At 49.1% G+C, this 16528-nt stretch carries 17 protein-coding genes and 1 pseudogene; 7 read left to right on the top strand and 11 right to left on the bottom strand.

Annotation, left to right across the window (positions count from 1 at the left end):
• Positions 1-92: 92 nt before the first annotated feature.
• The 6 genes from ACZM6M_RS09915 to ACZM6M_RS09940 all read left to right on the top strand — a co-directional run bounded on the left by ACZM6M_RS09915 (position 93) and on the right by ACZM6M_RS09940 (position 5624).
• Positions 93-242, top strand: coding sequence for a Flp1 family type IVb pilin (locus ACZM6M_RS09915; protein WP_418497060.1), 150 nt, complete (start codon positions 93-95; stop codon positions 240-242).
• Entirely contained in the window at positions 242-2179 is a 1938-nt protein-coding gene (locus tag ACZM6M_RS09920) for a DUF5702 domain-containing protein (RefSeq protein WP_489490307.1), read from the top strand. Before ACZM6M_RS09915 ends, ACZM6M_RS09920 begins: the two co-directional genes overlap by 1 nt.
• A gap of 232 nt (positions 2180-2411) precedes the next feature.
• Complete coding sequence (locus tag ACZM6M_RS09925) at positions 2412-3272, top strand: TadE/TadG family type IV pilus assembly protein (RefSeq protein WP_407407803.1); 861 nt, start codon at positions 2412-2414, stop codon at positions 3270-3272.
• Complete coding sequence (locus ACZM6M_RS09930) at positions 3272-3775, top strand: A24 family peptidase (RefSeq protein WP_066545070.1); 504 nt, start codon at positions 3272-3274, stop codon at positions 3773-3775. The genes ACZM6M_RS09925 and ACZM6M_RS09930 overlap by 1 nt, the downstream gene beginning before the upstream one ends.
• A gap of 18 nt (positions 3776-3793) precedes the next feature.
• On the top strand, positions 3794-4195 hold the full coding sequence (locus ACZM6M_RS09935; protein WP_066545069.1) for a hypothetical protein: 402 nt from the start codon (positions 3794-3796) through the stop codon (positions 4193-4195).
• The gene (locus tag ACZM6M_RS09940) at positions 4173-5624 is read left to right on the top strand and encodes a DUF6382 domain-containing protein (protein ID WP_489490310.1); all 1452 of its coding nucleotides are present in this window, start codon (positions 4173-4175) and stop codon (positions 5622-5624) included. Before ACZM6M_RS09935 ends, ACZM6M_RS09940 begins: the two co-directional genes overlap by 23 nt.
• Before the next feature lie 8 nt (positions 5625-5632).
• Here ACZM6M_RS09940 and ACZM6M_RS09945 read toward each other — a convergent pair whose 3' ends face one another.
• Complete coding sequence (locus ACZM6M_RS09945) at positions 5633-7036, bottom strand: family 4 glycosyl hydrolase (RefSeq protein ID WP_317438019.1); 1404 nt, start codon at positions 7034-7036, stop codon at positions 5633-5635.
• A 195-nt stretch (positions 7037-7231) separates the two neighbouring features.
• On the opposite strand from ACZM6M_RS09945, the gene ACZM6M_RS09950 reads away from it, so the two are divergent.
• Entirely contained in the window at positions 7232-8194 is a 963-nt protein-coding gene (locus ACZM6M_RS09950; protein WP_066545066.1) for an AraC family transcriptional regulator, read from the top strand.
• Here ACZM6M_RS09950 and ACZM6M_RS09955 read toward each other — a convergent pair.
• The 10 genes and pseudogenes from ACZM6M_RS09955 to ACZM6M_RS10000 all read right to left on the bottom strand — a co-directional run bounded on the left by ACZM6M_RS09955 (position 8179) and on the right by ACZM6M_RS10000 (position 16436).
• Positions 8179-9681 carry a response regulator transcription factor gene (locus tag ACZM6M_RS09955; protein ID WP_337434215.1) on the bottom strand — a complete coding sequence of 501 codons (1503 nt, stop codon included), beginning with the start codon at positions 9679-9681 and terminating at the stop codon, positions 8179-8181. The genes ACZM6M_RS09950 and ACZM6M_RS09955 overlap by 16 nt on opposite strands.
• A complete protein-coding gene (locus ACZM6M_RS09960; protein ID WP_489490314.1) occupies positions 9675-10382 on the bottom strand; it encodes a sensor histidine kinase in 708 nt (235 codons plus the stop codon). Before ACZM6M_RS09960 ends, ACZM6M_RS09955 begins: the two co-directional genes overlap by 7 nt.
• An 80-nt stretch (positions 10383-10462) precedes the next feature.
• Positions 10463-10552: pseudogene (locus ACZM6M_RS09965) on the bottom strand (Maff2 family mobile element protein); the annotation flags it as partial.
• Between the two features lie 21 nt (positions 10553-10573).
• The gene (locus tag ACZM6M_RS09970) at positions 10574-12184 is read right to left on the bottom strand and encodes a recombinase family protein (RefSeq protein WP_489490316.1); all 1611 of its coding nucleotides are present in this window, start codon (positions 12182-12184) and stop codon (positions 10574-10576) included.
• Between the two features lie 100 nt (positions 12185-12284).
• On the bottom strand, positions 12285-12467 hold the full coding sequence (locus ACZM6M_RS09975; RefSeq protein ID WP_002605634.1) for a transposon-encoded TnpW family protein: 183 nt from the start codon (positions 12465-12467) through the stop codon (positions 12285-12287).
• Positions 12464-13321, bottom strand: a complete 858-nt coding sequence (locus ACZM6M_RS09980) for an ATP-binding protein (protein ID WP_002605635.1) — start codon at positions 13319-13321, stop codon at positions 12464-12466. Before ACZM6M_RS09980 ends, ACZM6M_RS09975 begins: the two co-directional genes overlap by 4 nt.
• Entirely contained in the window at positions 13318-14076 is a 759-nt protein-coding gene (locus ACZM6M_RS09985; RefSeq protein WP_002605636.1) for a phage replisome organizer N-terminal domain-containing protein, read from the bottom strand. The genes ACZM6M_RS09980 and ACZM6M_RS09985 overlap by 4 nt, the downstream gene beginning before the upstream one ends.
• Positions 14066-14257, bottom strand: a complete 192-nt coding sequence (locus tag ACZM6M_RS09990; protein WP_006058351.1) for a hypothetical protein — start codon at positions 14255-14257, stop codon at positions 14066-14068. The genes ACZM6M_RS09985 and ACZM6M_RS09990 overlap by 11 nt, the downstream gene beginning before the upstream one ends.
• A gap of 186 nt (positions 14258-14443) precedes the next feature.
• The gene (locus ACZM6M_RS09995; RefSeq protein WP_002602093.1) at positions 14444-16066 is read right to left on the bottom strand and encodes a relaxase/mobilization nuclease domain-containing protein; all 1623 of its coding nucleotides are present in this window, start codon (positions 16064-16066) and stop codon (positions 14444-14446) included.
• On the bottom strand, positions 16038-16436 hold the full coding sequence (locus ACZM6M_RS10000) for a plasmid mobilization protein (RefSeq protein ID WP_002602094.1): 399 nt from the start codon (positions 16434-16436) through the stop codon (positions 16038-16040). The genes ACZM6M_RS09995 and ACZM6M_RS10000 overlap by 29 nt, the downstream gene beginning before the upstream one ends.
• Between the last annotated feature and the right edge of the window lie 92 nt (positions 16437-16528).

The following is a 16528-nucleotide window of genomic DNA, read 5'->3' on the forward strand; positions in this document are numbered from 1 at the left end:
AGAGCAGACTTTTGGACAAGAGGATATCCAAGAGCCTGCTTTTTTACTAAATTAAAAAGAAAAATAATTTACACATCGGAGTGATGTGAAAGATGAGACAAGTATTTTCAAGCATTCCGGGGCAGGTACTGGATTTTATGGTCGTCCTTATAGGCCTTGTAATCATTTTTAAGAAGCAGATCAATACATTGCTGGAAAACATTTTCAAACAGATCAACAGCAAATCCAAAGAGGTTTACTGATGAGGCACAGGGGGGAAGTGACGGTCTTTCTCACGATGATCCTGGTCAGTATCATGACGCTTCTTTTGGTAGTTGTGGAATCGGCCAGAGAGACGGGAGCCAGATTGTATCTGCGGATGGCGGCAGATTCTTCTATGGATTCGGTGATGGCGCAGTACCACAGGGGGCTGTGGGAGAATTACCGGATCCTGGGACTTGAAACAGGGGAAAAGGAAAGACTGGAACAGGAATTCGGCGATTTTTTTGCTCCTTATGCAGAGGCGGAAAACTGGTATCCGGTAACTCTTGTGGACACAGACAGGAAGGATGCAGTAATGCTTACAGAGGGACAGGGAGCCTACTTTGAGCAGGAAATCCTGGACTATATGAAGTTTGGGCTTATAGACATGATCTGGGACAGCATGGATGAAAATGGAGCCAGAGAAATGCTCAGCCAGTTTAAGGATGCAGAGGGGATAAATGGCTGTTCTGTCCGCTATGAAGGCCATACCAGAGAAGCGGTCCGTGTGGAGGCAGCGCTGGAAAAGATAAACGGGAGGCTTGAAGAACAAAGACAGAACTGGGAACAGGGAAAGCGCTGTCTGGACGATCTGGATGGAAGCGGCTTGATCCGCAGGGCAGAGAGCATGATAAAAATATTAAAAAAGCTTCCTTCTCTGGTAACGGCCTATGAAAAGAGAGCGGACCGTTTAAACGAAGCTTTGAAGGAAAGCCGGCAGGATTTTGAGTCAAGAGAGGATCTGAGCGATGGATCAAGAGAGGCTTTAAGGGAGGAATTCGCCCAGTATAAAACATATACCGAAAAGGATGGGCAGAGGCGGATGGAGATTGGGGCTTTACGGGAAAAAAGCCAGGAAAATATCCTTTTTCTGGAAAATATTATCCGGGAAGCGGAGGATGTCATGGATTATATTGACAGCTGGGAGCCGGATGATGAAGATGACGAAATGGATGAAGAAGCTCTGTGGGCCCCGGTGCGCAGTCATTTTTCACGATATCCCATGCTGAGCCTGGGAATGGAATTTGGCGTAAAGGATAAGGAAAAGGAGGGATGGCTGGAACGGATCGGCGATCTGGCGTCCAAAGGGATTTTGGAACTGGTACTTCCGGAAGGGACGGTCGTATCAGGGCGCAGTTTAAAGCTGAATGGGTTTCCTTCAAAGGAGAGAACACCAGGTAATCCAGCCGGAGAAGGGAAGCGTAACCTTGGCGTACAAACTCTTTTGGACCGCCTTCTCGTGTCTGAATACGGGATCCGTTATTTTTCTGCCTTTAAGCCAGAGCCGCCATCCTTTTACCAGCTGGAGTATATTCTGTATGGGAAGGAGAAAGACAGGGAGAATCTGGAGGCTTCTGTCCTTCGTCTGACAGCATTGCGCCAGGGGATGAATCTGGCTCATATTCTGAGGGATCCTGTTAAAAGGGAGGAAGCCCGCTCCCTTGCCATAGTGATTGCAGGAGGTACAGGGATGGCTCCGCTTGCAGCGGTATTGTCATTTTTCATTATGACGGTCTGGGCGCTGGGGGAGGCGCTGGCGGATGTGCGCTGTCTTTTGGAAGGCGGAAAGGTACCTCTTGTAAAAAGCAGTTCTCAGTGGAAGCTGGATTTACAGGGCCTTCTTGATCTGGGGGCCAAAGGCCGTCTGCCGGATGGGATAGGGAAAGGGGAGAAAGAGGAAGATGGTCTGGATCACAAAGGCTATCTTCGGCTGATGCTTTTTGGCGGATACAGTGAAGAACGGGTTTACCGTATGATGGATGTGATACAGACAGAACTCAGAACGGAACAACCGGATTTCTGCATGGCAGGTTGTACCTGCATGGTGGAAATGGAAGCGGAGTTTTGTGGAAAACCTGTGTTTTTTTCCGGCGGTTCGTGGAAAGACAGACAAAAAATACGGATGGCTGTTTCTGGCAGCTATCTGGATGATGAATAAAACAGATAATCTTTAGGAAAGGAGGCTCATGAGGATGCTCTTTTTTCGGAATCCAACACAACTTCATATAACACGCTACTCCTTACGATCAATGATCCATCAGGAACATACCTGTCAGAACCATCATTCAATGAAAATCGCACCTCTCCAAGTACGAACAGACACAGATATGCAGAACTATTTAAAAAGGATCCGAGTTTCCGAAAAAAGAGTATCCTCATGGGCCTTTCAGATGAAACGGATTCCTTGTCATATAAAGAAATATCATGCGGGCAACCGAATCCGCGGCAGTCTGACGCTGGAGGCGGCACTGGTATTTCCTTTGTTTGTGTTTCTCTGTGTCATACTTCTGATCCCTATGAGGATGATGGACCGGCAGAGACAGATTCAGGCAGCGGTAGAAACTGTGGGGGAAGAGATCAGCCAGTATGCATACAGTGCCTGGCTTTTGGGAAAGGGAAGAGAGGGGCAGATGGATGAGAGCAGGGATGAGCTGGCCCCAGATGGTATGAAAGATATTTTTGGATTTGCTGCCCAGGCAGGGATTGAAGCAATGGTTTTGGGACGGATAGATAAAAAATGGGTCAGAGATGTTTCATTTATGAGAACAGCTATAGAAAATGACATGGTTCATATTGTAATGACCTACAGGATGCCGCTTCCATTTTCTGTATTTCGTATAGACAGCATAAAGGCAGAAGCGGTGTGTGTCAGACGTCTGTGGACCGGAGCAGAGGGAAACCGAAAGGGAAATTTGCTGCCGGGAGAGGACGAAATGGAGGAAATGGTTTATGTTGGCCGTAATTCGACACGGTATCATAGAAACAGGAACTGTCATTATCTGTTTAATGATTTAAAACAGGTGCAGGCAGGTGAGATGGATGGACTGCGTAATCAGGAGGGGAAACGGTATTATCCATGTCCATCCTGTAAAGCGGCTGATTCAAAAGGGCCTTTTTTTATCATGCCATGGGGAACAAGATATCACAGTACGGGACAGTGCGGGGCGATTCGTGCGTATGTGCAGACCGTGCCCTTAAGCGAAGTGGAGCATCTGGGGGAGTGCAGTTATTGCGGAAGGGGAAGCAAATAATGGAACAGTGGTTTGAAACAGCAATCGTAACAGCTTTCTGGACATTCACAGCTCTGGCGGCCTGGCAGGATTTAAAATGGGGTTCCATTCATATCGGAACGTTCATTGTTGGAGGAGCCACGGGGATTCTCTTGCAGGCAGGAAGATTTGCGGCTGTATCGGGTGCTTTGGGCAGCTGGAGGGCAGTTTGTACTCCGGCCTATGCTGTTTTACAGCTGCTGGGAGCGGCCTGTGTAGGGATCTTTCTTCTTTCCCTGGCCTATGTTACCCAGGAGGCCGTGGGTCTTGGGGATGGTTTTTTCTTTCTGGCTGCCGGATGTTATCTGGGGTTTATAAAGACAGTATTTCTTTTTAGTGCCAGTCTTCTGCTGTGTTTTCCTGTGAGCTCCTTTCTCATGGTTCGTCGGATATGGAAAGGAGATAAAGCAGCAGATCGGGGAAAGGAACGCCTTCCCTTTTTACCCTTTGTTCTTTTGGCAGCGGTGTTTTTACTTTTTTGGTGACAGAGGGGAGGCAGGAAAATGGAAAAGCATTTAAAGGGAAGCTTTACCGTGGAAGCAGCCGGTGTGATGGCAGTGATTTTATTTGGGATTGGTACGATCATTACAGAGGCAGGCAGAATCCATGATCAGGTATCGTGTGCAATGACCGTTCATGAGGCGGCAGAAAAGGCACGTCATGAGAAAACTGTGGATTTAGAAGAAATAGAGGCCTTTTTTCAGAAAAACAAAGGATTGAGGCTCCACATGAAGGATGACCGGCTTTCTCTGAGAGAAGAGGGGAAATGGATTCGTGCGGCAGGGCGGGCAGAAAACTGGGAAAAGGAGATCCGGCTCCGACGCTTTCGCCCGGAAACATTTCTGCGGAAGATTACATTGATAGAGAAACTGGGGGAAGAGGATGAAGATCAGCTATATCCGTGAGATGAAGCGCAGCTATCTTACCATTGAAACAGAAGATGAGGAGCAGAGGGAAAAGGGAGCCTGGGAGGCAGGAATGCTGGAACAGAACAGAATCCGGGGACTGCTTCCCATGAGAGTGCGTTATGAAGAAGGAAGGGAAATTTACTGTTACGATATCACATCCCGCCAGCCGCTGGAGCGGATATTGGAAACTCATGCAATGACAGGGGAGCAGGTCAGAAGTTTGTTCTGGCAGCTTTACCGGGCTTTGGAGGAGATGGAAAAATATCTTTTAGAGAGTGGAGGGATTCTTCTAACGCCGGAATTGATCTATGCGGAACCAGAGCGTTTTGAAATAGGGCTCTGTGCAGTTCCGGGAGGAAAGGGAGATTTTGCAGCAGAACTCAGCCATTTTCTCCAATACCTTTTAAAACATGTGGATCATAGGGACAAGGACTGTGTGGTATTGGCTTATGGTTTGTATCAGGAGAGCTTAAAGGAAAATTATGGGATTGAAGATCTGGTAAAGATTGTGGCTGAGGAGAAAACAGGCCGTCCGCCGCAGGAGGCTGGTCAAAAGGCGGAACGGATTAAGGGGATACAAAAGACCGGGGAGGATGAAGTACGGGATACTTCGGGAGCATTGCAAAAAGCAGAAGGAAGATCGAATAAAACAGCTTTGCCGCGGCAAACTTCCACGGATTTACCGCAGGAGGCTGCCGGACAGACTGAATTATGCGAAAAGAAAAGGCAGTCTGAAAAAAATATTGGAAAACAGCTTTTAAAACGTATGGCAGCCACAGCAGGCATGTTCAGCCTGATCTCTCTGGGAATCTGGTTTCTGAGAGGAATAGAAACACTTTTAAATCTCAGCTTTTATCTGGTCATAGGCGCAGCTGCGGCAGAGGTTTTTACGATTTTGGCAGTCATTTTCTGGGAAAGAAGAGAAAAGAAACCGGCGGATACAGAGAGACAGATAAAAAATACCAGGGATGAAGAGGATCCCTGGCGTATTCTGTATGAAGATGAGGAGGGGGAAGAGGAAGAAATAGAAAACAGCAGTACAGAGTCTTCTTTAAGAACAAACGCTGCTTCAATAGCTTCCCCGCCTCCGGAGGATTTCCAGACTACGGTTTTGTCCGTCCATCCGGAAGCAGAAGAGTGTCACTGCCTTACAGCCCTCCATCCGGAAATATCCTCCATAGAAATTCCCTATTATCCCTTTGTTATTGGGAAGCATAAAGAACTGGCAGATTATGTTCTCGATTATAAAACAGTCAGTCGGTTTCATCTCCGCCTTGACCGTACAGAAGACAAAATTACAGTCACTGATTTAAACTCTACGAACGGAACTACCGTAGCAGGTGTTTTGCTGGCGGCCAATGAAACCGCAGAACTGAATCCGGGAGATGAGGTACGGATTGCGGATCTGCGGTTTGTGTGGAAATAAGCCTGTTTTTACAGCTTCCAACCCTCCGGCAGGTAAGCTTTTGTATTTACAAGCATATCGTGAACCAGTTCCCGGATTTCCTGTTCGGAAGGATTTTTGCCCTTTACGATCGGATCGTTCATAAAGGCGGTTACTACCAGTTCTTCGTCACAGGTAAGGGCAGCCTTTAAGATGCGCTCATGGTTTTCTACATGAGGCATGATCAGAGCTTTCACGTCTTCAGAAAGTGCACCTGCGGCAACCGGATGAATGCTGTCTAAGTCAAAGAGCGCATTCGTTTCCACCAGGGCGTTAGCAGGCAGATTGGGGATCTGAAGGGCTGTATTGGGGATGTTTACATTGCTTACAAAACGATCCAGACCGCAAAGGGCTTTGATTAAAAGGATGCCCTCCTCACCGGTAGGCTCTAAAGTTACTTCTTCCTCAGCATTTGCCAGTCTGTGGCTTCTCTCCAGGCGCTTCTGTAAATCGTTCTTTCTCCAGTCCACGGTAGTCAGGCCGAATTTCCAGGAATGTACGGTTTCTGGATCATTCAGGTATTCGTTTCCGGGCATAAATTCAGCCAGATGGCGGTCGCCTGCGGCAGCAATGAGACCGAAACGGTTAAAGAGATCCATTTTTACCCGGTGAGCGCATTTGAAAGAAGAATTCATCCAGTTTTCACCTTCAAGTTCATAGCCATCTTCAAAGTGTTTGGAAATGTAGTTTTTGTATACGGGGAAAAGATCAACGCCCTTATAATTTGCTTCCGTAAACCAGGTGAAGTGATTGATTCCTACTACATTTACATGAACGTCGTGCCAGTCTTCAATGGTATTTCCTGTTTCTGCTTCATAGATTCCCTTTAATACCTTCTGTGTACCGAATACCTCATGGCAGCAGCCAAAGGCCTTGATCTCCGGGAATACGTGGTAAAGAGTTTTTACGCACAGGGACATAGGGTTGGTGTAGTTGATAACCCAGCAGTCCGGCGCATAATCCCGGATGGCTTCTGCGATTTCAACAAACATGGGAATGGTGCGCAGGGCACGGATCATGCCTCCGGGGCCTGCGGTATCGCCTACAGACTGATAGATGCCGAGGCGTTCGGGAAGATGAACATCGGACGCCATTTCATCAAAGGTACCTGGAAGGATGGAGATAACGGCAAAGTCACAGCCTGTCAGAACATCCTGTAAGCTGTCCTTTACTTCAAATTTCCAGTCACCCTTTGCGTCCTCCCGGCTCATAAGGTGATTTCCGATCACTGCGTTGTTTTCCGCTGCCTGACGGTCAATGTCATAAAGTCTGATGGTTCCGCTGATCTGATCGTCCAGAGCCAGATCCGTCATAAAGGTCCAGGCCCAGCCTCTGGAACCGCCTCCGATATAGGCAATTTGAATATCCGATACTTTGTTATTGCTGTAGTTCATGATCTTACCCTCCTAAAAATCTCTGTACGAATGTTTATAAGTATTTTCTGATTTATATTTTACTCAATGGATGTGGTGAATGCTAATAAAATCAGATGATTTTTTAATGTTATTATCTAATCGGCTACAAAAAGCGTAGAAAATCGGAAGAACTTGCAGTATAATAGCAGAAAAATAAAGTAGGCAGGTCAGAAGATGGGAGAAAATACAGAAAAGGATACGATCTATCTCACCTCCGAACAGTTGGGAGAGGAACCGGAAATTTTATTTCAGGAGGAGATTTCCGGTATTTTTGCAGAAGAAGCAGTGCGCAGGCACAGTTTTTCCATGGTAAGCCGTCACTTTCACCAGAGTCTGGAGCTGTATTTCCTTTTAGAAGGAGAGCGGTTTTACTTTGTAGAGCAGGATACCTATCACATGAAGGAGCAGATGGCGATTCTGGTCGATCAAAACCAGATTCATAAAACCTGTCCGGCAGGAAACGGAAAAAGTCATCACCGGTTTCTTTTACAGCTAGAGGGAGAAGCTTTAAGCTGCCTTTTGAAACTTTGCGGTTTCCGGGGACTTTTGGAGTTTGGAGAGCAGTATCGGGGAATTACCTGTTTTTCGGACGGCGAATGGAAACAGGTGCTGGAGCAGCTGGAAAAGGTAAAAAACGAAATGAGTATGTCCCAAAGTGCACCCGGATGGTCAGATACGGAAAAGAGAACGGCGGAGGGGATGGTGCGGCTGTATACGGCTCAGCTGCTTCTGATTCTGATACGAACCAGAAGCAGGGCAGAGGCGGAAGGATGGAAGGAGCCAGGACAGACCAATATAGTTCATACGGGAATGTATCAGAAGGTTCATGAAATTGCGATTTATCTGCAGAATCATTCCGCAGGAAAACTCTGCCTAGATGATCTGGCAGCCCATTTTTTTATCAGCCGTTCCTATTTGACACGGATTTTCCGAACAGTTACAGGTTTTACAGTCAATGAATATCAAAATATCTGCCGCATTAAAAAGGCCCAGATTCTGCTCAGGGAGACGTCATTGACTATGACAGAGATAGCAATGGAAACAGGATTTGGAAGCCTTCCCTATTTTGAACGGGTATTCCGCAAGGCTACCGCTCAGACTCCTATGCAGTATAAAAAATCTCACCCTTCACCGTGAATGCGGGCTATATAGGAACTGGGGGTCATGCCGGTTTTTTTCTTAAACAGCTGAGAAAAATATTGCGGACTGTTTCCGCAGCCCACCTGCTCTGCTATGGTCTGAATCTTATCGCTTTCGGCAGAGACAAGCAGCTGTTTGGCCCGTTCTATTCGGACATCGGTGAGATAGCTGGAAAAACGGGTGCCAGTTTCCTTTTGAAATTTTTTACTGACATAGTCTGTGTTCATAAACAGATGCTGCTCTGCAATCCGCTTTAGGGTCAGGTTGGGATCAGAGAGGTGTTCGTTTACATAGTCGCAGATCTGCTGGGTCATGGCGCTGATGGAGGAAGTCTGAGGCTTAGCCGATAAGAGCTTTCTCAGCTTTTCTGCAAGGGTAAGCTTAAGCTGCTCTAAATTCCGTTCTCTGTTTACATTTAAAAGCCATTCCGTCAGATCAATGGTGGAAAGACGGTTGTCAGAAGCTGTGATTTTCAGCAACAGGGAATTGGAAAGCTGCTTGAGAAATGACAGATCAGTTACTTCTGAAAGCAAGTTAATCAGACTGTCGGCAGACTCTGTTCGTCCAGTTTGCAAAGCCTCTGACAGCTGTTTTTCCGCTTCTTCCATAATGAAGCTGTAGTTGCAGCTGGATAGGATGCGGAAGTCATTGATATAGTAGATCATACTGAAACGTTTTACTTTATCTAAAACAGTTTCCAGAAGAGTCTGAAGATTTTTAAAGGACAAATCCTCTGTTTCAAGGGAAGGGCTGCGTCCGGGGAATTTTATGCTGGAAAAAAATTGGGACAGATCCTGATAATTTCCTGCAAATTCCTTAAAAAACAGCAGCAGCGTACAGTTGACGTAGATGCCATGTATGGTAACTTCGGGAAAATGGCTGTCAGCATAGGGTTTAAGCTGCTGTAAAAACTCCTCCAGATCCTTCTGTTCCAGAAAATAGATATAGAAAAGATGATAGGATGAAAAATAAAAATCCATATACGGATCATAGGCGCGCATAATTTCATCATAAGGACGGTTTTGGCAGATGGCATTGTTAAGGATTGTAAAAATAACATTGTGCCTTATACTGCTCATAGCGGGATAGGAGCGTTCCAGACTGCTTTTTCGGTAACAATCCTGAGCAATTTCCTGTATGCTTTCAAGAATCTGCACTTCACTGCAGGGCTTGAGCAGATAATGGCGGACTCCATATTTCATGGCCATTTTCGCATATTCAAATTCTCCGTAACCAGAGAGGATAATGAACTGGGTGTTCAGATCTGTTTCGGAAATCCGACGAATCAGCTCTAGACCGTCCATTCCGGGCATTCTTATATCAGTCAATACAATATCCGGCGTTTCATCCAGGATTGTATCATAGGCTTCCAGACCATTTTTGCAAAGGCCTACCAGTTCAATATCATATTGCTTCCAATTGATAATTGTGGAAATGGTTTCACGTATGATGCGTTCATCATCAGCAATAATAAGTTTTAACATGAGACAGTTTCCTCCGTGCGATATGGAATAGTAATGGATGCTACGGCGCAGTCTTCCTGATTAAACAGGGACAAACCATAGTCTTCACCAAATAACAGTTTAATACGTTTGTCAATATTTAAAAGACCAATTCCGGAACGGCTGGGCTGTTTTTTATGCTGTTTAAGCAGTTCCAGGAGATCTTCATCAAAGCTTGAGCCGCTGTTCGTTACAGAGATGCGGATACAGCGCTCCCCGTTTTTTCCTGTTTTATCTGTTTCTGCAGCTAAAATGGTAATATAGCAGGTTTCAGTCATTTCTTCTAAGGCATAGTGTATGGCGTTTTCTACCAGAGGCTGCAGCGTAAGGGGAGGAATCAAGGCATTTTTCAGTCCATCGGGAACCTGTTCCCGGTAGTCCAGGCGTTCCTCAAAACGGATCTGCTGGATCGTGATATAGGACAGAATCAGATTAAGCTCATAGGACAGTGTAACAAGAGATTTTTTGTTGCTTAAAGTAGCTCTCAGAAGAGAGCCAAGGGATTCTGTCATAAGAGAAATCTCCCGATTGTTGACCGCCTTTGCCCGCCAGTTGATGGATTCCAGCGTATTGTAGAGAAAATGGGGATTGATCTGGGATTCTAAGGCTTTAATCTGTGCCTCTTTTGCAAGGATTTCATTAACATAATTTGTATTTACCAGATTTTGGATTCGTGCGGTCATACGTTCAAAACCCTGATGGAGCCGCCCGATTTCATCCTTGCGGTAGGCATATTCGGAATCGTATTTTGTACTTAAAAGCGCTGCTTCATCCCGGCTGAATTTGCTGATGTGTGATAAAGAAGTAGTAGAAGTGTAAAAAATTTTGCCGTTCCTATCCGGCGTTTGCGCATTGCGCCGGATAGGTCGGGCGGTCATTCGGGCAGGTCTACCTTGCCAACGAAAGAGTAATAAATATCAATGTCCTGTCTGCGTGTGCCGTTCTCGTCATAGCTGCACTCATGCACAACGATTTTCTCCACAAACTCACGCAAAAGGGTAGGGGTAAGTTCTTCAAAGCTGGTGTACTTGCGGACAACATTCATAAACTTTTCTGCGTTTACCGTGGCTTCCTGCGCTTTGGAAAGCTCTGCCCGGATAGCGGCGGCTCTCTCTTTCAGTTCTTTCTGCTCGGCTTCATAGTCTGCCGACAGCTCCGTGAAACGCTCGTCTGAAATGCGCCCGGTCACGCTGTCCTCATACAGCCGCTTGAAGATAGCGGATAACTCGCTGATACGCTTCTCGGCGGCTTCCAGCTCCTTTTTCCTTGCGGCGTTCCTGCGCTTGCCCCCGTCCTCGTTCTGCTCGATCAGCAGCTTCATAAACCGGGCTTCGTGCTTCGCTGCATAGCTGGTGACTTTCCGCAGATTGTCGGTCACTCCGGCGGTCAACAGGTCGGTGCGGATAAAGTGCGCCGTACAGTCACGGGTACGCTTCTTGTAGCTCCCGCAGATATAACAATCCTGCTTGCGGGTGGCGTTCTGGTAACGCTGCTGGTAAAGGACGCTGCCGCAGTCGGCACAAAAGAGTATGCCGGAGAATAAGCCCACTTCATCATAGCGGTTCGGGCGTTTGCGCTGCTTGCGTAACTCCTGCACACGCTCCCACATCTGGGTGTCAATGATAGGCTCATGGTGGTTCTCGAAAATCGCCTGTTTCTCAATGGGGTTCTCTACGCTGTGCTTGGTCTTGTAGGACGGCTTCTCCGTCTTGAAGTTTACCAGACAGCCCGTGTACTCCCTGTTTTCAAGGATATGTACCACGGTATTGGTCGCCCACTTGCACTCATAGCCGGGGTGGTAGCGGCGGGTGCTTCCCGTCCGACGGTATTCCAGCGTTCCCGGCGTGGGGATCTCCTGCTCTGTGAGCATACGGGCTATCTTGGTCGGCCCGTTCCCGGCAAGGCACAAGCTGTAAATCTGCCGCACAACAGGGGCGGCTTCCCCGTCAATGATAAAATTTTCGTCCTCGTCCATAAAGTAGCCGTATACGGGTTTGCTCGTGACGGGCTTCCCGCTCATACCCTTAGACCGTTTTACTGCTTTGATTTTCTTGCTCGTATCTCTCACCAGCCATTCGTTAAAAATGTTCCGCAGAGGGGCAAAATCATTGTCGCCCTGTGCGCTGTCCACTCCGTCATTGATAGCGATAAAGCGGACGCCTTTCTGTGGGAAAATCATTTCCGTATACATTCCCACTTGCAGATAGTTTCGCACTAACCGTGACATATCCTTGACGATAACGGTGCCGACTTTTCCGGCTTCAATGTCCGCAAGCATGGCTTGAAAACCGGGTCTTTGGAAGTTCGCCCCAGAATAACCGTCATCTGTGTACCATTGCAGATTGGAAAAGCCGTTCTGCTTCGCATAGGTTTCAAGAATACGCTTCTGGTTTGAAATAGAATTGCTCTCACCTTGCAGCTCGTCCTCGTGGGATAATCTCGGATAAAGGGCGGTAATAAGGTTTCGGGTGGTCTGTCTTAACATAGTGTCCTCCATTTCCGACAGCCAGCCCCACTATTCCGTATGACTATCATACCACACGCCGGGGCTGGCTGTACAGTCCTTTCTGCTTCTTTACGTCCCGTCAAATTGCCGATTTTTGTGTAGCAGCTTCCGCTTCCAGCACTTTCAGCATTTTATCGGCGGCGGTGGCGGTGGTGTCCTGCTTGAAATAGCCGGAAACGACAAGGACAGAATTACCTATGCGGATTTCCGTCACGCAATCCGGGCGGCGGGTGCTGCGGTCATTCTTTGGGGTGTTGGTCATAGGCGGCTCTCCTTTCTGTTCATTAGCTTTTTCAGTTGTCCCATTTTCTCCTGCGCCGTGGCTTTTCGGAAGTTGCTCCCGGTAAAGCGGACAGGAGAACACATTTCAATCAGACGGTCATAAATGCGGGCGTGGGCGGTGTCCTCCGGGTGCTGCAAGTCCTCCAGCGTGAGATTAGTCGTGACGATCAGCGGCCTGCCGCTGCGGTAACGGCTGTCAATCACGTTGTAGACCTGCTCTAAGCCGTATTCCGTTCCCCGTTCCATTCCAAAATCGTCAAGGATAAGCAGCGGGAAGCTGCAAAGTCGGGAGATATATTCATTCCTGCCCTCAAAGCTGGCGGCAAGGTCACCCAATATCAATGCAAAGTTTGTCATGCACACGGGGATTTCACGCTCCATAAGGGCATTTGCGATACAGCCCGCAAAATAGCTCTTGCCTGTGCCAACGCCGCCCCATAGCAGATAGCCAATGTTGCGCTCTTTCATGGTTTCCCAGTTCTCCACATAGAAATGGGCGTGTTCCATTTGCGGGCACTTGCCGTTGTCGTTCTCAAACGTCCAGCCCTGCATAGCCGGGTCTGTAAAGCCCCGCCGCTTCAACCGCTCGACAGTTTCAAGGTGACTGCGCTGTTTCTCTGCGGCTTCCCGTTCCTCACGCTCTGCCCGCTGGCAGTCACATTCTGCCGGGTGGCGGTCACGCCCCAGCCATGCGGCGGTTTCTTTGGGGAAATAGCCCTCTTTGGGCTTGTGGCACTTCCCGCAGTATAAAAGCCCGTCCTCGCCGGTGTAGTCCTCCGGCTCCGGCGTGGTGTCGGTCATATTCAAAATCATTTCATCAAATCCATTCGTCATAAGCTCTCGCCCTCCTTACAGGTATAATCGGGTATGCCCTTTTTCGGGGCTTTCTTGGCTGCGTCCTCCTGCGCCCACTTGAAAATCGTGGCTGCATGGCTCTTGTATTTCCTCCCGCTGGAAGCGATATGGCAGGATAGGCGGTCAATGTAATACTCCCACTTGCCGGGAAGCTCTGTTTTCAGCCCGTCAAGCTCCGTATCGGAAAGAATGACATTGTGGTATCTGCCATAGGCGGCGGGGGCGGGGTGTCCCGTTTCTAACTCTCTCTCTTTTTCTATTTCTATATCTATCTCTTTCTCTATCTCTATCTCTGGTGGACAAATGTCCGCTCGATATGGTGGACATTTGTCCGCCCCTGTCTGCGGCAGGGCTTTTTGTTCCTGCAAAGCCAGCCGCGCCCTGCGCTTGCGCTCCCCCTCGGTAGAGGACTGGCCGATTAAAAGCTCAATGTTGCTCATGTAGAGTGCGCCGCTTGGCAAAGGCTCCACAAGCCCCAGCTTCATAAAGATTTTCAAAGCTCTCTCTACGGTACCTACCTGCTGGCGGGTAATGGTCGCAATCATCTGGGCGGTGTAGGGGATATTCTCGTCAAGCTGCAATTTCCCGCCGTTTTTCAGCGATTTCAAGTACAGCTTCAAGAGAATGTTGGAATAGATAACGCCGTCCTGCATACTTTCCAGCAGAACGATTGCATCATCGTCAAAATAGCTCTCTTTCAGCTTGAGGTAGTAATATTTGCGGTTATCTGCCATAGGCTGCGTCCTCCTTTTTCCAGCGTTTGGAATAATAGCGAGGGCATAGTATGATAACCGCCCGGAAGCTCTGTTTGCAGTCACGGGTGCAGCCCCGGCATAGGTCGTTGTAAGTGATACGGTTGCGGTGGTTGAGGAAGAAAGACCATTCCAGCCGCCGCTTCTTGCTCATTCTCGGCAATGGTAAGCTCCTTTCTGCCGTTCCTATCGGTGTAGCGGGATAGGGGGCATTTTCTGTATGTTCTCGGTATCATTTTCGGGCTTTTTCTGCCCTGTAAGCCCCGTTTGGAAGTCGGGGAGTATTGCGGTAAGGGTTCATATCATACCTGTATTTTTGTAGGGTTTCGGTATCATTTCGGGGCGGTCTTTAACGCTCCTGTTCACGCTTTTTCTGCTGGCTCGGTGCGCCCCTTAAAATCTGGTCGATATTGCGTCTGACTGTCTGAAGCTCCTGCGCCCGCTGGCGTTTCTCCCGGTAGTCGTTATATCCGGCGTTCTTCTGGACGGTAAGCTGCTCAATCTCCCTTTGCAGGGCTTTGCTGGCTGGCAGCTTGGTTATTCCATGCTCCCGGAAATAACGGGCGGCTGTGTCCGCTATGATAAAATCGCTTTCGTGCTGTTCCCGGTAGGCTCTCCGGGCTTTCTCCGATTTCTGCGCTTTCAGACCGTCACGGGCGGGCTTCGTGCCGATATAGCCCAAAAGGTTGCGCTGCAATTCCTTTTTCTCCCGGATAGCGGCTTCCAGCCCTTTCAGTCCGGCAAGGCTCTCCTGCGTGGCGGTGTTGGCTGCGGAAATGGCAGCGTCCAGCTCGTCCGGGGAAGAAAAGCCATACTGCTGGTAGAGCATGAGGGTAGCCGACATCTGTTTGAGGTTGTGCATGGTCGCCCACTTCTCATAGCCCCGTCCTTTCCCCTCGGCTCGCTTGGCGGCTATGTCTACCATGCGCTGTACAGCGTCATTGTTCGGGGCGTTTTTCGCTTCTTTTTTCGTCCGTAAGCGGTCTTTGATACTGCCGGGGTATTCCGCTATGGCTGCGGGTTTTTCGGCGGCTCTGGCGGCGTTCTGCTCCAAAACGGAGAGGACAGCAGCCCGGTCAAAATCGTCCCCCAGCTTCCGGGCGGTAATTGGCTTCGTCCTGTCCGGCGTGAGGTAACTTAGCCGCCCCCGGCTCTCCTTGACGGTCACACCATGCCGGAGAAGCAGGGCGGCAAACTCATCAAAGCCGGAAGCAGCGGCAAGGGCTTCCCGGATAGTCCGGCGCAGCTTCGCCTTATCCGTTTCAAACTTGGTCTGCCGGGGCGCGATACCGTCCGCAGCAATAGGGGCGTTGGCTCTGTCAAGGGCAGCCTGTCCTTTCTTCTGCGCCCAATACTCACGCTCGGTAATGCGTTCTTTGCTGCCGTTCAAAAGGTCTATCTGGTAAAGCCCCTCGCTGTGGCACATCTCCATGACTTCGGCTTTCAGATAGTTCATAGCTGCGTCCGTACAGCGGTGCTTGCAGCCTGCTTTCCTGTCCGCTGGCCTGTCCATGTGGGGCAGCATGGGAACCTCCGCAATCCGCAGACTGTTAATGACGATATGCACATGGATATTTTCGGTGTGGCTGTGTCCGTCCGGGTGGGTGCAGACAAGGGCCTGGTGTCCGGGGAAATGCTCGGCGCAGAACTTCTCGCCCAGCTCCTGCGCCCGATCAACGGTCAAGCCGTTGTCCGGGCCGTCCCGTGGGTCAAAGCTGATGATGTAGTGGTGGCTCTTTACGTCCTCCCGTTTCTGGTTCTTGCCGTAGCGGAGATTGGAGCGCATACAGGCAACGGCAAAATCCTCCCCGCCACAATTCAGAGAGGATATGCGGTAGTCTACCCTCGGTATGAGCCGCCCGTCTGCGTCAAGGGTGGGCTTCATGGTAAACTCGTCATGCTCGAATGTGAGGTATTTTTCAGCGTCCCCGTAGTTGGCATTTTTAGAGCTGATATGTTTGAGTATCGCCAACGGCTTCACCTACTTTCTGCAAGACTTCAAACTTCAAGGCGGCAAGGTCGGCGGCGGCTCCCCGCACTTCCTTTTCCAGCCCCCGGTAGGGGCTTCCGTATTCGTTCAGGCTCCGGGCAATCTGGTTTAAGTTGCCGCCGATTTTCCCGTACTCTGCCGTGAGCTTGGAGAGGGCGGCAAGCAGCCCGTCATTGACCGGGGAAACGGTGACAATGGGGCGTATGGTCGCTTTCCGTATGGCTTGCCGGATAAACTCGGACTGGCTGATTTCATAAGCCGCCAGCCGCCCGGTGAAGTCGGCGTATTCTTCATCGGTCATGCGGGTCTTTACCACATGACGGCGGTGGGGCGTATTGTATTTCTTTCGCATGGTCTGTGACCTCCTTTCTCGCCCGACAGGGCGCATAGCAGGGTTTGGGGAAGGCACTCCCCAACAAGATTCCCGCAGGGGCAAAAATAAGC

It is taken from the genome of Enterocloster sp. (genome assembly GCF_057861365.1).

Excerpts from the sequence above, each read along its gene's own strand:
- ACZM6M_RS09925 (WP_407407803.1), top strand. The coding sequence starts at position 2,412 with ATGAAACGGATTCCTTGTCATATAAAGAAATATCATGCGGGCAACCGA.
- ACZM6M_RS09915 (WP_418497060.1), top strand. The coding sequence starts at position 93 with ATGAGACAAGTATTTTCAAGCATTCCGGGGCAGGTACTGGATTTTATG.
- ACZM6M_RS09930 (WP_066545070.1), top strand. The coding sequence starts at position 3,272 with ATGGAACAGTGGTTTGAAACAGCAATCGTAACAGCTTTCTGGACATTC.
- ACZM6M_RS09985 (WP_002605636.1), bottom strand. The coding sequence starts at position 14,076 with ATGGCAGATAACCGCAAATATTACTACCTCAAGCTGAAAGAGAGCTAT.
- ACZM6M_RS10000 (WP_002602094.1), bottom strand. The coding sequence starts at position 16,436 with ATGCGAAAGAAATACAATACGCCCCACCGCCGTCATGTGGTAAAGACC.
- ACZM6M_RS09935 (WP_066545069.1), top strand. The coding sequence starts at position 3,794 with ATGGAAAAGCATTTAAAGGGAAGCTTTACCGTGGAAGCAGCCGGTGTG.
- ACZM6M_RS09950 (WP_066545066.1), top strand. The coding sequence starts at position 7,232 with ATGGGAGAAAATACAGAAAAGGATACGATCTATCTCACCTCCGAACAG.
- ACZM6M_RS09945 (WP_317438019.1), bottom strand. The coding sequence starts at position 7,036 with ATGAACTACAGCAATAACAAAGTATCGGATATTCAAATTGCCTATATC.
- ACZM6M_RS09975 (WP_002605634.1), bottom strand. The coding sequence starts at position 12,467 with ATGACCAACACCCCAAAGAATGACCGCAGCACCCGCCGCCCGGATTGC.
- ACZM6M_RS09955 (WP_337434215.1), bottom strand. The coding sequence starts at position 9,681 with ATGTTAAAACTTATTATTGCTGATGATGAACGCATCATACGTGAAACC.
- ACZM6M_RS09970 (WP_489490316.1), bottom strand. The coding sequence starts at position 12,184 with ATGTTAAGACAGACCACCCGAAACCTTATTACCGCCCTTTATCCGAGA.
- ACZM6M_RS09960 (WP_489490314.1), bottom strand. The coding sequence starts at position 10,382 with ATGACCGCACGAATCCAAAATCTGGTAAATACAAATTATGTTAATGAA.
- ACZM6M_RS09920 (WP_489490307.1), top strand. The coding sequence starts at position 242 with ATGAGGCACAGGGGGGAAGTGACGGTCTTTCTCACGATGATCCTGGTC.
- ACZM6M_RS09980 (WP_002605635.1), bottom strand. The coding sequence starts at position 13,321 with ATGACGAATGGATTTGATGAAATGATTTTGAATATGACCGACACCACG.
- ACZM6M_RS09940 (WP_489490310.1), top strand. The coding sequence starts at position 4,173 with ATGAAGATCAGCTATATCCGTGAGATGAAGCGCAGCTATCTTACCATT.